Origin of the sequence: Pseudomonas asgharzadehiana (genome assembly GCF_019139815.1) — a bacterium.
GTDB classification, from domain to species: Bacteria; Pseudomonadota; Gammaproteobacteria; order Pseudomonadales; family Pseudomonadaceae; genus Aquipseudomonas; species Aquipseudomonas asgharzadehiana.
In genome coordinates, this window is record NZ_CP077079.1 from 2177290 (window position 1) to 2195549 (window position 18260).

The 18260-nt window shown below is 59.9% G+C and carries 17 protein-coding genes; 14 read left to right on the forward strand and 3 right to left on the reverse strand.

Going from position 1 to position 18260, the window contains the following annotated elements:
- Positions 1-14 precede the first annotated feature (14 nt).
- Together KSS96_RS10160 and KSS96_RS10165 are read right to left on the reverse strand one after the other, a co-directional pair.
- Complete coding sequence (locus KSS96_RS10160; RefSeq protein ID WP_017526722.1) at positions 15-1841, reverse strand: glycoside hydrolase family 15 protein; 1827 nt, start codon at positions 1839-1841, stop codon at positions 15-17.
- Positions 1834-2634: a glucose 1-dehydrogenase gene (locus KSS96_RS10165; RefSeq protein ID WP_068931622.1), complete on the reverse strand. Its 801-nt coding sequence runs from the start codon at positions 2632-2634 to the stop codon at positions 1834-1836. The genes KSS96_RS10160 and KSS96_RS10165 overlap by 8 nt, the downstream gene beginning before the upstream one ends.
- Before the next feature lie 253 nt (positions 2635-2887).
- Here KSS96_RS10165 and KSS96_RS10170 point away from each other — a divergent pair, with 253 nt between their 5' ends.
- The 14 genes from KSS96_RS10170 (at position 2888) to KSS96_RS10235 (ending at position 16887) form a co-directional block, all read left to right on the forward strand.
- Positions 2888-3577, forward strand: a complete 690-nt coding sequence (locus KSS96_RS10170) for an HAD family hydrolase (protein ID WP_017526724.1) — start codon at positions 2888-2890, stop codon at positions 3575-3577.
- Between the two features lie 25 nt (positions 3578-3602).
- A complete protein-coding gene (locus tag KSS96_RS10175; RefSeq protein ID WP_217856060.1) occupies positions 3603-4826 on the forward strand; it encodes a transaldolase family protein in 1224 nt (407 codons plus the stop codon).
- Positions 4823-5551, forward strand: a complete 729-nt coding sequence (locus KSS96_RS10180) for a sulfotransferase-like domain-containing protein (protein WP_026067171.1) — start codon at positions 4823-4825, stop codon at positions 5549-5551. Before KSS96_RS10175 ends, KSS96_RS10180 begins: the two co-directional genes overlap by 4 nt.
- A gap of 10 nt (positions 5552-5561) precedes the next feature.
- Positions 5562-6287: an SDR family NAD(P)-dependent oxidoreductase gene (locus KSS96_RS10185; protein ID WP_217856062.1), complete on the forward strand. Its 726-nt coding sequence runs from the start codon at positions 5562-5564 to the stop codon at positions 6285-6287.
- Positions 6284-7420: a Rossmann-fold NAD(P)-binding domain-containing protein gene (locus tag KSS96_RS10190; RefSeq protein ID WP_065876524.1), complete on the forward strand. Its 1137-nt coding sequence runs from the start codon at positions 6284-6286 to the stop codon at positions 7418-7420. The genes KSS96_RS10185 and KSS96_RS10190 overlap by 4 nt, the downstream gene beginning before the upstream one ends.
- A gap of 7 nt (positions 7421-7427) precedes the next feature.
- The gene (locus KSS96_RS10195) at positions 7428-8201 is read left to right on the forward strand and encodes a class I SAM-dependent methyltransferase (protein WP_065876525.1); all 774 of its coding nucleotides are present in this window, start codon (positions 7428-7430) and stop codon (positions 8199-8201) included.
- Complete coding sequence (locus KSS96_RS10200) at positions 8198-9406, forward strand: MFS transporter (RefSeq protein WP_017526730.1); 1209 nt, start codon at positions 8198-8200, stop codon at positions 9404-9406. The genes KSS96_RS10195 and KSS96_RS10200 overlap by 4 nt, the downstream gene beginning before the upstream one ends.
- A gap of 51 nt (positions 9407-9457) precedes the next feature.
- Positions 9458-10093, forward strand: coding sequence for a CGNR zinc finger domain-containing protein (locus KSS96_RS10205; RefSeq protein WP_017526731.1), 636 nt, complete (start codon positions 9458-9460; stop codon positions 10091-10093).
- A gap of 91 nt (positions 10094-10184) precedes the next feature.
- Complete coding sequence (locus KSS96_RS10210) at positions 10185-10685, forward strand: sigma-70 family RNA polymerase sigma factor (protein ID WP_065876526.1); 501 nt, start codon at positions 10185-10187, stop codon at positions 10683-10685.
- A gap of 29 nt (positions 10686-10714) precedes the next feature.
- Entirely contained in the window at positions 10715-11668 is a 954-nt protein-coding gene (locus KSS96_RS10215; protein WP_217856064.1) for a FecR family protein, read from the forward strand.
- A 97-nt stretch (positions 11669-11765) separates the two neighbouring features.
- Entirely contained in the window at positions 11766-14171 is a 2406-nt protein-coding gene (locus tag KSS96_RS10220) for a TonB-dependent siderophore receptor (RefSeq protein ID WP_135196979.1), read from the forward strand.
- Positions 14172-14334: 163 nt separating this feature from the next.
- Positions 14335-15336, forward strand: a complete 1002-nt coding sequence (locus tag KSS96_RS10225; RefSeq protein ID WP_116079848.1) for a type III secretion effector protein — start codon at positions 14335-14337, stop codon at positions 15334-15336.
- Positions 15337-15590: 254 nt separating this feature from the next.
- Positions 15591-15779 carry a type III secretion effector protein gene (locus KSS96_RS10230; RefSeq protein ID WP_225913318.1) on the forward strand — a complete coding sequence of 63 codons (189 nt, stop codon included), beginning with the start codon at positions 15591-15593 and terminating at the stop codon, positions 15777-15779.
- Positions 15780-15909: 130 nt separating this feature from the next.
- Positions 15910-16887: a type III secretion protein gene (locus tag KSS96_RS10235; RefSeq protein WP_223271491.1), complete on the forward strand. Its 978-nt coding sequence runs from the start codon at positions 15910-15912 to the stop codon at positions 16885-16887.
- 9 nt (positions 16888-16896) lie between these two features.
- Here KSS96_RS10235 and KSS96_RS10240 read toward each other — a convergent pair whose 3' ends face one another.
- Positions 16897-18048 carry an MFS transporter gene (locus KSS96_RS10240; RefSeq protein ID WP_017526738.1) on the reverse strand — a complete coding sequence of 384 codons (1152 nt, stop codon included), beginning with the start codon at positions 18046-18048 and terminating at the stop codon, positions 16897-16899.
- Positions 18049-18260 lie beyond the last annotated feature (212 nt).

An 18260-nucleotide genomic window follows, 5' to 3' on the forward strand; every position in this document is an offset into this window, starting at 1 on the left:
GGTTCGTACGTTTTTCAGGGTTGCCACACGGTTTTCTCCCCACTCAATTTGCGATCCAGAAACGTTGCCGCACTGATCAACGCCAGATGACTCAACGCTTGCGGCGTATTGCCCAAATGCCGCGCCTGGCTGTCGAACTCTTCGGCATACAACCCCAATGGGTTGGCATAGCGCAACAGCTGCTCGAACTCCAGATGAGCTTTCTCCACCTGCCCGGCGCGGGCCAGGCATTCGACGTACCAGAACGAGCACGCGGCGAATGCACCTTCGGTGCCTTGCAGGCCGTCGATCTGGCTGTCGTCGTTACGGTATCGGTACACCATGCCGTCGCGCACCAGGCTTTTCTGAATCGCCTCCAGCGTGCTCAACCAGCGCGGGTCGGTGGCCGCGACGAAGCGCACCAGCGGCATCAGCAACATCGAACCGTCGAGTGCGGTGCCGCCGATATGCTGCACAAAATGCCCGCGTTCTTCGTTCCAGAAGTTGCTCCAGATGTCAGCGTAGATCGCTTGACGGGTCTGGTCCCACCGCGCGAACGGCGCCGGCAGTGAGCGCTTGGACGCCAGGCGGATCGCGCGGTCAAGTGCCACCCAGCACATCAGCCGCGAGTGCAGGAAGTGATGCTGCTCGCCCCGCATTTCCCAGATGCCCACGTCCTGCTGGTTCCAGATTTCGCAGACCTGGTCGACGACTTCCACCACGTGCTTCCAGCCCTCATGGGAAATGGCCTCGCCGTACTTGTTGACCAAGTACACCGCGTCCATCAACTCGCCATAAATATCCAGCTGGATCTGGTCGACCGCCTCGTTGCCGATGCGCACCGGCCTGGCGCCCCCGTGACCGCTGAGGTGCTCCAGGTGTATTTCGGGCAGCTCCCGACGGCCGTCGATACCGTAGAGGATGTTGATCTTGAGCGGTTGGCCGCGGCAGTCGCTGACCCGGCCCCTGAGCCAGCGCATATACGCATTGGCCTCGTCGACAAAGCCCAGGCGCATAAAGGCGTAGACGGTAAACGAGGCGTCGCGGATCCAGGTATAGCGGTAGTCCCAGTTGCGTTCGCCGCCGGGTGATTCGGGCAGGCTGAACGTCGCCGCAGCGATGATCGCGCCGTGCTTGCGCGAGGTCAGCAGCTTGAGCGCCAGGGCCGAACGGTTGACCATTTCACGCCAGCGCCCGCGGTAGTTCGATTGGGCGATCCAGGCGCGCCAGAACTTCAATGTGTGGGCCAGCGCCAGGTCGGTGCAGCGGCTGTCGACCCGGCCATCGTCCTGGCCGCCGAGAACAAACGCGGCGTCTTCTTCCTGGCCCAGGGTAAAGCGGGCCACGGCGGCGTTATCCTCGATCCGCAGCGGCTGGCTGCTGGACAAGCGCAAGCCGGGCTGGCCCTCGGCGTTGAAGCACACCGCGGCGTGATCGAGGCTGGCGTGGGTGGCCGCGCGTGCATAGTCATGGCACACGGCGCAGCGCAGGTGAAAATGGGCCGTGCCGCTGACCACGCGCACCCGCCGAATCAGCAGGGGCAGGTCGTCGACGTCTTCGCTGATGGCCAACAGGTCGGTGATTTCCACCACGGCCTCATCGCTCAGCCAGCGGGTTTGCAGCACGTTGGTGTCGGGTAGGTAGATTTGCTCGCGGCGGGCGTTGGGCAGGTCCGGAGTCAGCTGGAAAATGCCCGCGTCCGGGGTGTCGAGCAGCGCGCAAAAGATCGACGGGCTGTCGAATTCCGGCCAGCAGAAAAAGTCGATGCTGCCTGTATCGTTGACCAGCGCGGCGCTGCGCATGTCGCCGATGATGCCGTGAGCGTCGATGGCACTTTGGGGTTCGTTCTTCAACTCAACCATTGTCACGAAACTCCGGATAAAGGCTCATGCCGCCATCGATGAACAGGGTGCTGCCGACCACATAGTCGGACGCATCGCTGGCCAGCCACACCACCGCATTGGCCACGTCTTGCACATCGCCGACGCGGCCATAGGGAATCAGCTTCAGCAGTTCTTGCTGCGCGGCACCCTCGGTGGCTGCCCGGTTGATCGCCGTGCGAATGGCCCCGGGCGCGATACCGTTGATGCGGATGCGCTGTGCGCTGACTTCCTGAGCGAGGGTGCGCATCAGCATGTCCACACCGCCTTTGGACGCGGCGTAATTCACATGCCCGGCCCATGGGATCAGTTGATGCACCGAGCTCATGTGGATGATCTTGCCGGCGGCCCGTGACACGCCTTCGCGGATGCCCTGGCGCTTGAAAATGCGCACGGCGGCCCGGGCGCAGAGGAACTGACCGGTGAGGTTGACGCCGATCACGCTGTTCCAGTCGTCAAGGGTCATGTCGACCACGGCGGCGTCCTTTTGCATGCCGGAGTTGGCCACCAGGATGTCCAGGTGGCCAAACGCCTCAAGCGTCTTGGCAAACAGCCGCTCTACATCGGCTTCCTGGGACACGTCGGCGCCGATTGCAATCGCCCGGCCGCCATTGGCGTTGATCTGCGCCGCGAGGGCTTCAGCCGGCGCTGCCTGGCGGTTGTAATTGAGCACCACGGCCGCGCCGGCCTGAGCCAGGGCCTTGGCCGCGCCGGCGCCGATGCCTGAACTGGCGCCCGTCACCAAGGCCACTTGTTGCTCCAGCGAGATATGCATTGCCACCCAGCCTTTTAATTCGTGAGTTCAGTCAGCTGACTGGCGCTGCGCAATGGAAGTTCAGCGCTGTGATTTTGACGACTACAACCATGGTGGTAAATGGAATAAAAGAACTATAAAAAATAACCATAAGATACTAAAAAACCGCTCAAAAGCGTTTGACAGGATTTTTACCCGCGTGTCTTATAGGCACACCTCAACCCGCTCCGCTGGTAGTTCGGAAGTCATGCGGAGTCACCTATAAGAGATGCCTATGTGTTTATCGGCAGTTATAGGGGAACTACCAGAGCAGGGGGCAACACGGTTGCCTAAGTTAGTGATCTTCGATTGCGACGGCGTACTCGTTCAAAGTGAAGAAATCACCCTGTCTGTATTGATCTCCCTGCTTAATGCTCACGTGCATGACGGCAAGACACTGGAAAGTGCGTATTTTATTGAACACTTCCGTGGGCGCAGGATTGCCGAGTGTTTACGTGAAGCCGAGCAGTTATTGAATATTGGTTTGAGTGGTGAGTTCGAAGAAGATTTTCGGGCGCAGGCATTGGCCGCTTTGACGCTTGAGTTGAAAGCGACCGATGGCATCCTAGAGGTATTGGAGCAACTGACGATTCCCTACTGTGTCGCCTCCAGCGCGCCGCGCAAGAAGATAGAACATTGTTTGCAACTGGTGGGGCTGCTTCCTTATTTCGAAGGGCGAATATTCAGTTGTTATGAATTGGGACGTTGGAAGCCCGACCCGTTAGTGTTTTTAACCGCCTGTGCAACTTACAACGTGGCGGTCGCCGATGCGCGGGTGATTGAAGACAGTGTGACCGGTATTCAAGCCGCGCGCGCGGCCAATATAAAAGTCCTGGGTTTTGGCCCGGTGCATCGGCATGCGAAGTTGGCCGAGGCGGGGGCGTTACCGTTTGCCGATATGCGTGAACTACTGACTATTATTTGATCCACCCACTCAAGGAGCACGCATTGTGGGCACACAGGGTTATCTGGAACGTCTTAAACATAACGATCAATGTTCCGAGGTGTGGTGGGATTCATCGCCGGTGATCTACGCGCCTTATAAAAAACATTTGTTGGATAAATACCCGGCCGCACTGGCGCATATCGAGCAATTGATGCCGGATGATATTTCGCAGCCCAGAGGGTTCAGCAGCGTCACCACCAACCCTCGGTTGGTGACGGCGGCGCTCCTGGATAAGCGCGAATACTGGTCCTCGCGCTTCAGCCTGGCCAGCCTGACGCCTGCCGAGTTGCGCAAAAAGCTCTACAACGAGGTGATCCTCGAAGGGGCTGCGGCACTCACACCGCTGTGGGTGCATTCAGCTCAGGCCGACGGCTGGATCAGTGCGCAGGTCGACCCCTCGGACGTGCGCTGCAGCGAGCGCATGACCACCCGTGGCTTGGAACTGCATCGCCTGGCCGCGAATGTCATGGTCAAAGTACCCGGCAGCCTGGAGGGGGTCGCGACGGTCGAGCAACTGGTGGCCCAGGGCGTTTCTGTCAACGTCACGTTCTGCTTTACCGTCTCGCAGTTCCAGGCCGGTCTCCAGGCGATAGAACGGGGCATCGCCATGGCGCATAGCCAGGGTATCGACACCCGCCGTTGCAAGTACGTGATCACCTTTATGATCGGGCGTTTCGCCTGTCAGCCTGAGTTCACGTTGCAGGCCGCGGAACGCGGCCTGGTGCTGGGGCCGGAGGAGCTGCGGTGGGCCGAACTGTTGATTTACCAGCAGATACAAACCTTGGTGGCTGCGTCGAAAGTGCCGGTCAAGACCCTGCTTTCCAGCATCAAGGTCGATGTCGACGCGCGTGGTCACAAGCACTGCTGGCACCTGGAAAAAACCGGGCTGACAGCCACCTGCTACACGCTGACCCCGGATGTGGTGGAGTTTCTGATCGAACGTGAAAGCCACGGCAAACCCGTGGTCCCCGCCAGCGAACCCTGGCAGGCGCCGCCCGAGACGTTGGCAAAACTCATCCGTATTCCGTACTTCTGCGAAGCCTATTGGCGCGACGGCATCGACCCCTACGACTTCGGCAACCACGAAGCGTTTATCAACGCCTGCAACGAAGCCAACAGCGCGCACCGGCGTCTGATCGATTACTGCGTGCGCCTGTGCCCCGTGGCAAAGCCGTTCAGCCGCTCGCTCAATGCCGTCCTGGCCGCCGAATACGGGGTGTTGGCATGAACAAAATGGTCGGGTTATGGGCACACCCGCGCTCACGCTCCACGGTATTGGAGCGGGTGTTTATTGAGCGCGGGGATTTCGAAGTGTTTCACGAACCCTTCGCGCACATGGCGTTTTCCGAGGCGTCGGCGATCCCGTCGGATGAGTGGGACCACAGCGCGCCCACCACATATCAGGGCATCAAAGCGCAACTGCTTGAGGCTAAAGGGCGTGGCAATGTGTTCCACAAAGACATGTGCTACCACTGCCTGGATGATCTGAAAGTTGATCGCGAGTTCCTGGCGCAACAACACAATATTTTTATTATCCGTGAACCGGCCAGCAGCATTGTTTCCCATTATCGGGTTCACCCCGATATGCCGTTGCAAGCCATTGGGCATAAAGCCTTATACGAGATCTTTTGTGTCGTGACCGAACTCACGGGCAACGTGCCTTATGTGATTAACGCCGATGATCTTGCCGCCGAGCCCGAGCGAATAATTCGCTCATTGTGCGACTACTTGCACATAGAGTTCCTGCCCCATGCCATGACGTGGAAGCGTGAGTGCCCGCCACAATGGAAAACCTGGAGGCGTTGGCATGTGGCGGCGGAAAACAGCGAGCGCATTGTTTGCTCGGATCCACAACAGGTGGATATGGATATGCTCGAACGCTCTCCCAAACTTAAAGACCTGTACGAATACCATCGCCCCTTTTACGCGCGCATGAATGCATTTTGTCGATAAGGATTGTTTTATGAAAAAGTTGATTATTACCGGGGCGGCCAATGGAATTGGGCGGGCGACCTTGGAAAAGGCCATTCAACAAGGTTATTTCGTCATTGGCGTCGACAAGGACGGCGAAGGGCTAAATGCCTTGCAACGTATTCACGGCTCGCAAGTATTAGAGACACACGTCGCCGACTTTTCGGATAGCGCGGTGATCAAAGGTTTTATTCCAGCGCTGTACGAACGCCACGACACTATTTATGGCTTGGTCAATAATGCCGGGATTTATCACGGCAAAAGTGTCTATCACTACTCTGATGACGAAGTTGACGAGATCCTCAATGTAAACCTCAAGGCGCTGGTCTATCTCTCCAAAGAATTTGCCGAGCGGGAAATGCGCCACGAAGCGGCGCGCAGTATCGTCAATATCGCCTCGGTCGCCGGCGAAGTGGGCAGTTGCGATGCGTTGTACGGGGCCACCAAGGCGGCGGTGATCGGCCTGACCAAAGCCAATGCCTGGAATTTTGCGCCGTTCGTGCGGGTGAACGCGGTGTCGCCCGCGCTGATCCACGACACCGCCATCTACGACACCATCCCCGCCTACCGGCGCAACGAATATGCGCGCCAGGAGATTCTCAAGGACCCCATCCTGCCGGGCGGCGTCGCCGAGGTGATTTTGTTGTTGGTGGGCGATGCCATGCGCCATATCAGCGGCAGGGTTATCCCGGTGGACAACGGAGCCTACCCACGATGAACCCGCAGACCCCCAAGAAAAAACTGCTGCTGGTGGGCGCGGGCAACCTGTGCCTGCAAATCCTGAAGATCCTCGGGCCCAAAAATGCCTTCGAATTCGTGGTGCTGGGGCGCAACGAGGAATCGACCCTGCGCCTGTGCAACCTGGTGGCGCTGTCGTGTGCGCAATTGGGGCACGACATTGCGATCAAACCGGTGATCGCCGACCTGACGGATGTGAACAAGGTGACGCGGATCCTGCGTGAAGAGGCGCCGGATATGCTGGTCAACTGCGCGTCATTGCAGTCCTGGCGGGTCATCACCGGCTTGCCCAAGCGCGTGTTCGAGCAGCTCGATCAGGCCCAGTTCGGCCCTTGGCTGCCCATGCACCTCACGTTGATGCAGTACGTGATGCAGGCAGTGAAAGCCTCCGGCATCGTGACCACGACAATCAACGCGGCATTCCCGGATGCGGTCAATCCGATTCTGGCCAGGCTCGGCCTGGCGCCGGATATCGGCGTGGGCAACGTGGCTAACCTGATTCCTGCAGTACGTTTTGCCATTGCACGGCGATTGGAGTGTGCGCCTGCCGATGTGCAGGTGCAGCTGTATGCCCAGCACTATTTCAGCCATTACGTACCGCGCGGTGGTTTGCCGCCGCGTGCCAGTTATCGCTTGTTGTATGAGCAGCGAGGCCGCCCGGAGGCGGCACGCCTGCCGGCCGAGGCGATTTTCTCCACGGTCAAAACCGACTTCCGCCGCTTGGGTGGGGTCGATGGGCAGTTCCTCACCGCGTGCTCGGCCGTCACGGTGATCGAAGGGTTGTGCTCAGCCACGCCTGTGCTGGTGCATGCGCCCGGCCCGCTGGGGCTTCCGGGCGGCTATCCGGTGTGGCTGCACAACGGGCAGATCAAGGTGCAGTTCTCTGACGCCTGCCCGCAGGATGAGGCCGTGCGCATCAATAGCATCTGCCAGAGCCACGATGGCATCGACGAGATCCATTGCGATGGTTCGGTCACGTTCAACCCGCACTGCATGGCGGTGATGCAGGCGATGCTCGGGTACTCCAAAAAAACCATGTCCATCGAGCAGTCAGCCGAGTTCGCCCACGAGTTGGCGAGCAAGTACCAGTCTTTTCAGCATTCAACCTGGTAGGTGTGTAATGAGTCAGTTATCTCGCCACAAGCACAACGCAGTCGCCAGTTACTCCGCGCAATATTCCAAGAGTTTCGTGGAGCGCTGGGATGATTTGATCGACTGGGAAAAAAGAAAGGCCGGGGAGAACGGTTTCTTTGAGGACTTGCTCAAGGGGCACGGCGTGAAGTCGGTGATCGACGTCTCCACGGGCAGTGGTTTTCATGCGGTGCAGCTTAAACGGGCGGGCTTGGATGTGGTCGCCACGGATGGCAGCAGCACGATGCTGACCAAGGCTCGGGCGAATTTCAGAATGCATGGGTTGCAGATCCAATCCCATTACCGGGACTGGCTTTCCCTGGATCCACAAGAACTGGGGCAGTTCGATGCGGTGGTTTGCCTGGGCAGCTCGCTGTGCCATGTGTTTGAGGCCCAAGCCCGGCGCAATGTGCTGGAAAAGTTCAGGGCATTGCTCAAGCCGGGTGGCTTGTTGGTTGTCGACCAACGCAACTTCTTCGCCATACGGGCCGGTCAATTCAAATCCAGCGGTAATTACTATTATTGCGGCACGCATGCGTCGGTCAGTTTGGGCGAGGTGCATGCCGATCTGTGTGAGTTCATCTACTCCTTTGATAACGCAGAAGAATACCGGCTGCAGGTGTATCCGCTGTTGCCGGGCGAGTTAAAGACCGAGGTGCTTGCGTCGGGGTTTTCGGAGCATCGCAGTTACGGTGATTTTCAGCCTGACTACGACATGATGCAGTGTGATTTTGTCATCCACACGGCGAGGAAAACGGCATGACCACTCTGCCCCAGAGCAGCGCCCGCCCAGTGGACAGTGTGGTGCTGGCGGTGGTGTTGACCGGTTTCGTGGCCAGCACCTACGGCTTTGGCGTTTACCTGTTCGCCAATCTCGTGGTGGATATGCGCCGCGACATCGGTTTTGGCTACACCACCGTAGGCCTGATCACCGGTGGCGCGCAGATCGGCTTCCTGTTGTTTTCATCGGTGACCAGCGTGATCAGCCGTTATGTCGAGGGCTGGAAAATCAGCCTGGTGTCGACGCTGATCACGTCCCTCGCGCTGCTGGGTCTGAGCGTCAGCAATAATGTCTGGCTGTCCGGTGCGCTGTTGATTTTGCTCGGGGGCTGTTCTGCCTCGGTGTACATCCCGCTGGCGGAGATCGTGGCCAAGGGCTTCAGCCCCGGTAATCGCTCGCGTGTCATGGGGCTGATTTCCAGTGGCACCAGCTACGGCGTGTTTATTAACGGCTTGCTTGTGTCGTTCCTGACCTTGCAGGGCGGCTGGCGTTCTATCTGGCTGACGGCGGGCCTGATATCGCTGGGCCTGTGTGCGCTGGCCTGGTACTTGTTGCGCACGATGGGAACGGGCGGTCCGTCGCGGGAGGGCTCGGTAACCTTGGACAACCGCACGCCCTGGCTGAGCCGCTCGTTGTACCTGACCTGGGCCATCGCCTTTCTCAATGGCATGGCGTTGTTGCCATTCCAGACCTACCTGGCGCCGTACCTGCGTGATGAATTGGGGGTGTCGGTGCAGGACGCCGGTTTTATCTGGACCACCATTGGCGCGGTGGGCATGGCCTCGGGCTTTCTGGTGGGGTGGATTGCCGACAAGGTCGGGGTGCGGGCGTCGCTGGCGATGTGTTTTTTAAGCGCCGGCCTGGCCGCCGCAGTGGTGTTCGGTTGCAACAGCCTCCCTTTGTTCTACGTGGCAGCGTTTTTGTTTGCCCTGGCGTTCTATCCCATCTTCGGGCTGGTCCCCAGCTATATCGGCCAGATCGTACCGGTCAGCCGTCTGACCCAGGCCTTTGGTATCGCCAACGTATTGATTGGCTTGGGCGGGGTGTGCGGCAACTTTCTGGGTGGGCTCTCCAAGGACCTGACCGGTTCGTTCTCCAGCGTGTACTGGGTGGTTGCCCTGTTGCTGTTCGTGCAATGCATGATGGTGTTCATGTTGGGTAGGCCGCCAGTGTCTGCACGTGCGTAAAACAAGGTAATGTGCGTCATCGCAGCATTACCGCGTTTTTCAGGAGCAGGCATGACGCATTTCACCGGCACTGCAAAATCGATTCGTTTGGTTGGCGGGGCCCGGGTATTGGACTTTATCAATACCACCAATGGCCGGCGCCCTGGCACTGCACTCAAGGTGATGGAAGAACGCCTCACCAGCTTTCAGTTCTTCTTTGAATGGGCCCAGCATGCCTCGCTGGTCTCTGCCCAGGAGTTCGATGCCTACAGCTCAATGGTGTTTGACTCGCCCATCTCGTACCAGCCGGACCTGGATGCCGTGATTGCGTTCAGGGAATGCCTGTACGCGGTGTTTCATCCGTTGTCCCTGGGCCAGGCCGCGCCCGCTGAGGTCTTGCAGCAGATCAACCTGACCTTCCAGCAAGGCGTCACCTGGCGCGTGCTGCACTCGGTGAACGGCATGCCGGCCTGGGCATGGAAACCTTGTACCAATGCCCAGGAACTGACGGCCCTGCTGATCGGGCGCCTGGCAATCGATGCGACGCAATTGCTGGTGTCGGGCGACCTTCGCGAACTCAAGATCTGCACCGCCACCGACTGCGATTGGATCTTCCTCGATAGCTCCAAGAACAAGCTGCGCAAATGGTGCCAGATGAGTGTGTGTGGTAGCCGGGAGAAGTTGAGTCGCCTTAAACAGGCGTTGTAGTTACATCACCGGGGCGGGCTCGACGGGTAGCAATTGCCCCACTTAATAGGAAGCATTACTATTCACGCCCGCCTCCCCGGTGCCTCCCGCAATGATCCCCCAGCCGCCCCGCAGAACAGGCTTTTTCGAGCACTACGAAGAGTTGATCGGGACCTGGACGCGCCGCCTGAAAAACCGCCAGCAGGCCGAAGACATTGCCCATGACACCTTCGTGCGGGTGCTCGAGTCCGCCTCCACCGAAGTGGTGCAACCGCGCGCCTATCTGCACCAGACCGCGCGAAATATCGCGGTGGACGCCTACCGCCGCGAAGACCGGCGCGAGGCAATTGCGCTGGAGGCCCTTGACCAGAGCCCGCTTAATAGTGGCGACCCCGAGCAGTTCATGCATGCGATCCAACTGGCAGACTCCGTTGAAAGGGCGTTGGCCGAGTTGCCGCTCACCTGTCGCAAGGTGTTTATCTGGCAGAAAATCGAGGGCCTCACTCAGCAGGAAATCGCCGAACGCCTGGGTTTGTCCAAGAATATGGTGGAAAAGTATATGATCCGCACCCTGCGGCATCTGCGTGATCGCTTGGACGCGATGGCCCCATGACCCAAGCTCGCTCTGAAACAGGACCTTCCATGATGGATAGCCGTGCCCGCGACGAAGCCGCGCAGTGGTTTGTACGCCTGCAAGAGGGCGAGCTGAGCCCCGACGAGCGCCAGCGCTTCGACGCCTGGCGTGCGGAGCAGCCCCAGAACCAATACGAGTTCGACGTGTTGCAAGGCATGTGGCGTGCCGCTGACCTGCTGCCTAAGGCCCGTTTGCAGGCATTGTGCGAAGCCCCGGCCGAGCGCCCCAAACGTCGTGCGGCGTTGCGTTATGCCGTCGCGGCCAGCTTAGTTGCCGTGGCGCTGGGGTTGGGCCTGTTCAGCGGGCTCGAACACCCCAAGCCGTACAGCGCCGAATTCAGCACGCGCCTGGGCGAGCATCGCCAGGTGGCGTTGCCCGATGGCTCGGTGATGGATTTGAACAGCCGCAGCGTGGTCACGGTGCATTACGAAAAAGCCCGGCGCACTGTGGAACTCAAACAGGGCGAAGCGCTGTTCAGCGTCGAACATGACACCAGCCGACCTTTTGTGGTCGCCGCCGGGGCCGGGCAGGTAACCGTGACCGGCACACGCTTCGATGTGCGCCGCGATGAAGACCAGACCCGCGTGGCGGTCGAAGCGGGTACGGTGAAGGTACAGGGCCGTTCGCCATACGACGTGGTCACACTGACGGCGGGCCTGGGCACGCAAGTGGACGCAAAAGGCTTGGTGGCGGGGGCCTACACGGTAAATACCGAGGAACTGACAGCCTGGCGTAGCGGCAAGCTGGTGTTCACCAACGCAAGGCTGGCGGACGTGGCGCGTGAGGTGTCGCGTTATCGCGAGCAACCCCTGCGGGTCAGTACGCCTGGCGTGGGCAACCTGCGGTTAACCAGCGTATTCAAGGCCAACGACACCGACGCCTTGCTCAAGGCCTTGCCGCACATCCTGCCTGTCGCGGTGCGAGCACTGCCGGATGGCAGCCAGGAAATAATTTCACGCTGACATTCAGGTTTTTTCCGAGCTCTTCGTCTTCTCCTGCAACTGCAACTGGTTTGCATTAACAGCCGCTTACTTTTGCGCTCACAGGACTAGGCTCAACGTGAAAAAAACTGCCGTTCACAACAATAAAATCGCTTGCTGGGTCCCGCTGGCCCTGGCCCTTGCGGTCAGTGCCGCGATGCCTTGCGCCTTTGCTGGCGACGTTATCCATATCCAGGCCCAACCCCTCGGCGCGGCACTGAGCCAACTGGGCCAACAGACATCCCTGCAAGTGTTCTTCAGCCCGGACATGGTTGCGGGCAAACAGGCGCCTGCGGTAGACGGCAATCTTTCACCCGAACAAGCCTTGCACCAATTGCTGCAAGGCAGTGGCCTGGACTACCAGATCGACGCCGGCTCCGTGACCTTGCGCCCACTGAGCAGTGGCAGCGGTGACGTCGGCTCGCCCCTGGAGTTGGGGGCCACCGATATCAAAGTGGTGGGCGACTGGCTCGGCGATGCCAACGCCGAGCTGGTGCAGAACCACCCCGGCGCACGCACGGTGATCCGCCGCGAAGCCATGGTGGAGCAGGGCGCGATGAACGTCGGCGACGTGCTGCGCCGCGTGCCTGGCGTGCAGGTGCAAGAGTCCAACGGTACCGGTGGCAGCGATATTTCGCTCAATGTCGGTGTACGCGGGCTGACGTCTCGCTTGTCGCCACGCTCAACCGTATTGATCGACGGCGTGCCGGCTGCGTTTGCGCCGTATGGCCAACCGCAACTGTCGATGGCGCCGATTTCCGCGGGCAACCTGGACAGCATCGACGTGGTGCGTGGAGCCGGTTCCGTGCGTTACGGGCCACAAAACGTCGGGGGTGTGATCAACTTCGTCACTCGCGCGATCCCCGAGAAATTTTCCGGTGAAGTCGGCACCACGCTGCAAACCTCCGCCCACGGTGGCTGGAAGCATGTCGACAACGCCTTTATCGGTGGCACCGCAGACAACGGCATCGGCGTGGCGCTGCTGTACTCCGGGGTCAATGGCAATGGCTACCGCAACAGCAACAACGCCAACGATATAGACGACGTGATCTTCAAGACCCACTGGGCGCCGACCGATCAAGACGATTTTTCGCTGAACGTGCACTACTACGACGCCAGCGCCGACATGCCGGGTGGCTTGACACAGCGGCAGTTCGACGCCAACCCGTACCAATCGGTGCGCGACTGGGACAACTTCAGCGGCCGCCGCAAAGACGTGTCCTTCAAGTACATCCGCCAGATCGACGACCGGACCCAGGCTGAAGTGCTGACCTATTACTCCGACAGCTTCCGTGGCAGCAACATCGCCAACCGCGACGGCAAAACCCTCGGCTCCTACCCGCGTACCTATTACACCTTCGGCATCGAGCCGCGCGTGTCCCATGTATTTGACGTAGGCCCCAGCACCCAGGAAGTCAGCGTCGGTTATCGCTACCTCAAAGAAGGCATGCACGAGCAGGCCACCAGCCTGAACCTGGTCAACAACGTGCCGACACCAGGCGGTCAGAGCGACGGCCATGTGTATCAGGATCGCACGGGCGGCACCGAGGCCAACGCGTTCTATATCGATAACAAAGTGGACATCGGCAAGTGGACCATCACCCCCGGCATCCGCTTCGAAGATATCCGCACCGAATGGCACGACCGCCCCGTGGTCGCCTTGAACGGCACCCGTACCCAGGAAAAACACCGCGAGATTCACAACAACGAACCGTTGCCGGCCTTGAGCGTCATGTATCACCTGTCCGACGCCTGGAAACTGTTCGCCAACTACGAGACCTCGTTTGGCAGCCTGCAATACTTCCAGTTGGGGCAGGGCGGCACCGGCGACCAGACCGCCAACGGCCTGAACCCGGAAAAAGCCAAGACCTACGAGGTCGGCACCCGCTATAACGACAGCGTGTGGGGCGGTGAACTGACCTTCTTCTACATCGACTTCTCGGATGAGCTGCAATACGTCAGCAACGACGTGGGCTGGACCAACCTCGGTGCCACCAAGCACACCGGTATCGAAGCGTCGGCACACTATGATTTGTCGAACCTGGACCCACGCCTCAACGGCCTGACCGCCAATGCCGGCTTCACCTATACCAAGGCCACGGCCGAAGGCGATGTGCCATTTAAAGGCCGCGACCTGCCGCTGTATTCGCGTGAAGTGGCGACCCTGGGCGTGCGCTACGACGTCAATCATTGGACCCATAACCTGGATGTATACGCCCAATCCGGCCAGCGGGCGCCGGGCACCACCAGCACCTACGTCACCCAAGGCACGGCGGACGGCCAGTTCGGTGATATCCAGGGGTATGTCTCCGTCAACGTGCGCAGTGGCTATGACTTTGGCCAGCAGCTATCGAATCTGAAGGTTGGGGTAGGGGTGAAAAACCTATTTGACCAGCAGCACTACACCCGTTCCAGCGACAACAACGCCGGGTTGTACCTGGGCGAGCCTCGTACGTTCTTTGTACAGGCCAGCGTAGGCTTCTGACCTATAACCCTTGGGAAAATCGCAGCGCCACAACGGGCTGCGATTTTTTTTGCCTGTTTCCTACAGCCCCACACCGCGTATCAGCGTGGGATCAGGAACCGATTCCGACACAAACGCCACACAGGGGTAGCTGAAAATCGCGCCCACTGTAATGGAGAAAGCCATGTCGGTATCGTCTCTCGATACACCTGTATCCAACCCCTTGCCCCCTGAGCGTGTGCAGGCCAACGCCACTGCACAGCCCGAGGCCAAAGCCAGCCGTCCTGGGTTGTCCACGTTGTCCTTCAATGGTCAACACGCCGCAAACGTCAACTTCTCCCCCCTGGCAAATCCGAGCGGCCCGGTATTCGGCAGGCATCCAGCGCCGGCACTGCATCACGGCCATGCCGGTCACAGCGCACATCCTCACGGCACTCCTGCGCCGACGAGCGTTATGCATCAATTCAGCCATTGGATGAGCCAATGGTGGGGTGGGCAGCGCCCGCCTGTGCATCCGGGTTGCGGCAGTGCGCCACCCAGGCCGATGCCGGGTGATTGCGCCCCCGCCAGGCCACATCCGGTTGGCGGCAGGCCTTACCCGTCGCCCTCGTACGGCATTGATCCTGGGTACGCAAACAAGAGCAGAGAGCAGTTGGCCCAGCAGTTGCTGGACAACTTCGACGCCTTCAAGGATCGCGGGAACGCCGGTTATGTCAGCGTCAACAGCATTCGCGAAATGGCCAAAAAAGGCTGGTCACATGACCCCGTCATGAATCAGAACATCCGCTTGGCCAAAGAGTTGCTGCGGCGCCCGGAGCTGGTGGATGCCATTGACCGGCATCGCTCCACGGGGGCGTTGGATGGCCTGATCAACCGGCAAAAACTGGGCATGGTCATCAGCGACACGAACTTCTTCAAATACAACTCAGACAAGCAACTGGCCCAGGAGATGCTTGAACATTTCGATGCCTTGAAGGGCAGGGGGTGGGGGCGAGACCTGAAACTCAGCGATCTGCGAGCGCTGGCGGGCCAGAGCCTGACGGGCGACTCGCCCAAGAGTCACCTGATCCAGTTGGCCCGGGAAATCCTCAGACGCGGTGATGTCTTGAAAACCATGGACAACCTCGCGGGGCGTGATAATGACGGTCGAATCAGCCGCAAAGCGCTTCTGTTGCTGTCTCGCTGACCGCAACCCAGGCGCCGCAACCCCAGGGCGGCGCCTGCCTTTGTTGTGTCAGGAACTGCTTACGCCGGTTCGCCACATAGGTGATATCCATCGGCTTTGATCAGTCGGTCGCGTTCCAGATCCCGAGTGAGGGCCAAGCAGTGACTTCAACCTCGTTTCATTCCCAGCACGGCTGCCATGAATGCTTTCGCGGTGCCCACATTGCCGAACCGGTTGTGTCCACCATTGACCGTGCTGAACAGGAGCTACCGATCGTGTCGAATGTGCATACCGTCGAAGCCCGACGAATGAAGACCTTCGAGGGCCAACGCAAATTCCAGGCACCTGTCGCGGATGACTTTTCCCGGGCCATGCTCGCCATTGAACACATGGCAAGTGACGATGGGCGGCCACCCAAACACACCGGGCTGATCAGCAGCCTCACGGCCTGGTGGCGTCGCTGACAGTGGCAGCCACCTGACCTGCTCGCCACGTTTTTACATGCTGTCATGGGTATCCGTCGATCATCTGGAACCGGCGTCCCCACCCAACCACTTATGAGGGGCTTGCCTGGGTGGAGTCCATTCGATTTTTTTGGCCGCCGCGGTGGCGATCATCGGGCAGGTATGTATCGGAAAAGTTGGAGAGAAACCCATGACAATCGAGGGTGCATTACCTCACGTTCGACCCCTGGCCCTCGACGGGCCAGCGTTACGACCCACGGCGCCAGCACCGGTCACCGCCACTGAAACCTGGCTCGACGACGGCCCTGAGCGCCCGGCCTTCGAACCACGCAGGCCGCGGCTGCTGCGCGGGACCTTGTCGGTGCTGCACCACCGGGCGTTGCAGAACTTGCCTGCTGAGCGGGCCAATCTTTCCCCGCCGGGTGCAACGTCCACCGACAACCAATTGACCACGGCCCTTGAAAAAGCCTTTGGCCTGCTGCACCCGTTCCTGAACGACGGGCGTTTGACCCAGTCGTCATTACAACGGATTACCGCCGCACCTACGGGTGAAAGTGAAGCGCTGGATCGAACGATCCAAGTGGTCTGCGAAATTCTCAAGCGTCCGCGGCTCAACGATGCAATCGTGAGCCGCGACGGTGATATCACACGGGACAGTCTCAGGGCCGCGGCCCGAGCCCTGCAGGGCAACAGCTCGCCAAACGTTTTCAGCCAGGATCCGTTTCATGCCAGCAGCAACGCCCAGGTGGTCCACGCGCTGCAAGGTCAGTTTGAGCAATTGAGAGACAAGGCACACGATCGGACGTTTCTCTTCGAGCATCATCAGTACGTCGAAATTGCCGCGCTCAAGGCCGTCATGCAGGACCCTTATGCTGTTGACCGAGAGGGCGCCCCGGTGCTGGACCCGTCCACCGGTATGCCCAGGCCCAAATACAGCGAGTTCTGCGTCTACACGGCAAAGAACATTCTTGAGCGCCCCGGTTTACTCCCCGCACTGGAGCGTGCAAATGCGGGTCGATTGTTTGGTCCACCGCAAAAGGACGGCTGGCTCAGCAACAAAAGCCTCGACCGCTGGCTGGAGCAGGACGAGGCTCACAAGGCGCGCTGATGGCCAGGCTTACACCCTGAGGATTTTGCCACTGATGGCCACACCCGCCAGCAACACTGCGATCAGTACGAAGGCCGTGCTCAGGCTGCTACCGTGGGCGACAAAGCCGATCACCGCGGGGCCTGCGAGAATTCCGGCATACCCCAAGGTGGTGATGGCGGGCACTGCAATATGTTCCGGCATGACGGTTTGCTTGCCGACGGCGGTGTAGAGCACCGGCACGATATTCGAGCAGCCGGCGCCAACCAGTGCATAACCCAGCAGCGCGGTTTCCCACGCTGGTAACAAGGTCGCCAGTAACAAGCCGGCAGTTGCCAGTGCACCGCCGATCACGATCACCCGAGTCGCGCCAAGGCGCCGCACGATGGCGTCACCGGTCAGCCTTCCTGCGGTCATGGTCAGTGCAAAAGCCGCATAACCGAGGCCTGCGTAGGCCTCATCAAGCCCGCGTTCGGCACTGAGGAACACCGCGCTCCAGTCCAACACCGCCCCTTCGGCCAAAAACACGATGAAACACAGGCACCCTATAAACAGCACCACGCCATGGGGAATCGCAAACGCCGGGCCCGAACTTTCACTGCCGTAGGGCAGCAAATGCGGCCCGGCCTTGAGCAGCGCAACGGCCATGACGATGATCACGACGAAGGTTGCCTGCAACGGTGACATGCCCAGCCCCAGCAACCCGGCAACCCCTGCCGCGCCGACAATACCGCCCAGGCTGAACAACCCGTGGAAGCCCGACATCATGGTCTTGCCGCTGGCCCGTTCAACGATCACCGCCTGCAAGTTCACTGTGGAGTCCACCGTGCCCAGGCCCGCGCCGAACAGGAACAAGCTGGCGATCAGCAACGGAACCGAACTGACCGTCGCCAGCATCGGCAAGGCCAGGCAGATCATGATCGTACCGGCGGTCAGTACACGCCGGCAGCCGTAACGTGAGGCCAATGCGCCTGCCGCGGGCATCGCGATGATCGAACCTACACCCAGGCACAACAGCAGCAGGCCCAGCGTGCCCTCATTCAGTTGCGCACGCGCTTTGGCATACGGCACCAGCGGGGCCCAGGCAGCAATGCCGAAGCCGGCGATGAAAAATGCGATACGCGTCGACATTTGCTCCAGCCGCCCGGGAACCACGGGCGCTGAGGTGGGAATGGCAGTCATGAAAAGTCCTTGGTTTTGCGTTCAACGAACGATGTCCGGCGCGACATCCTTGCACATCAGGCCTTGGCGAGCGAGCCAGGGTTCCCTTGGGATGACTGTCGATGAATTTTATTTGTACAAACCGGGAACGCGATTGGCCTTGAGCATCACATAGAGGTGGTCGAGTTCGCAGGAGGCGTTCTGGAAGGTGCGTAATCCCCGCGAGAGTCGGT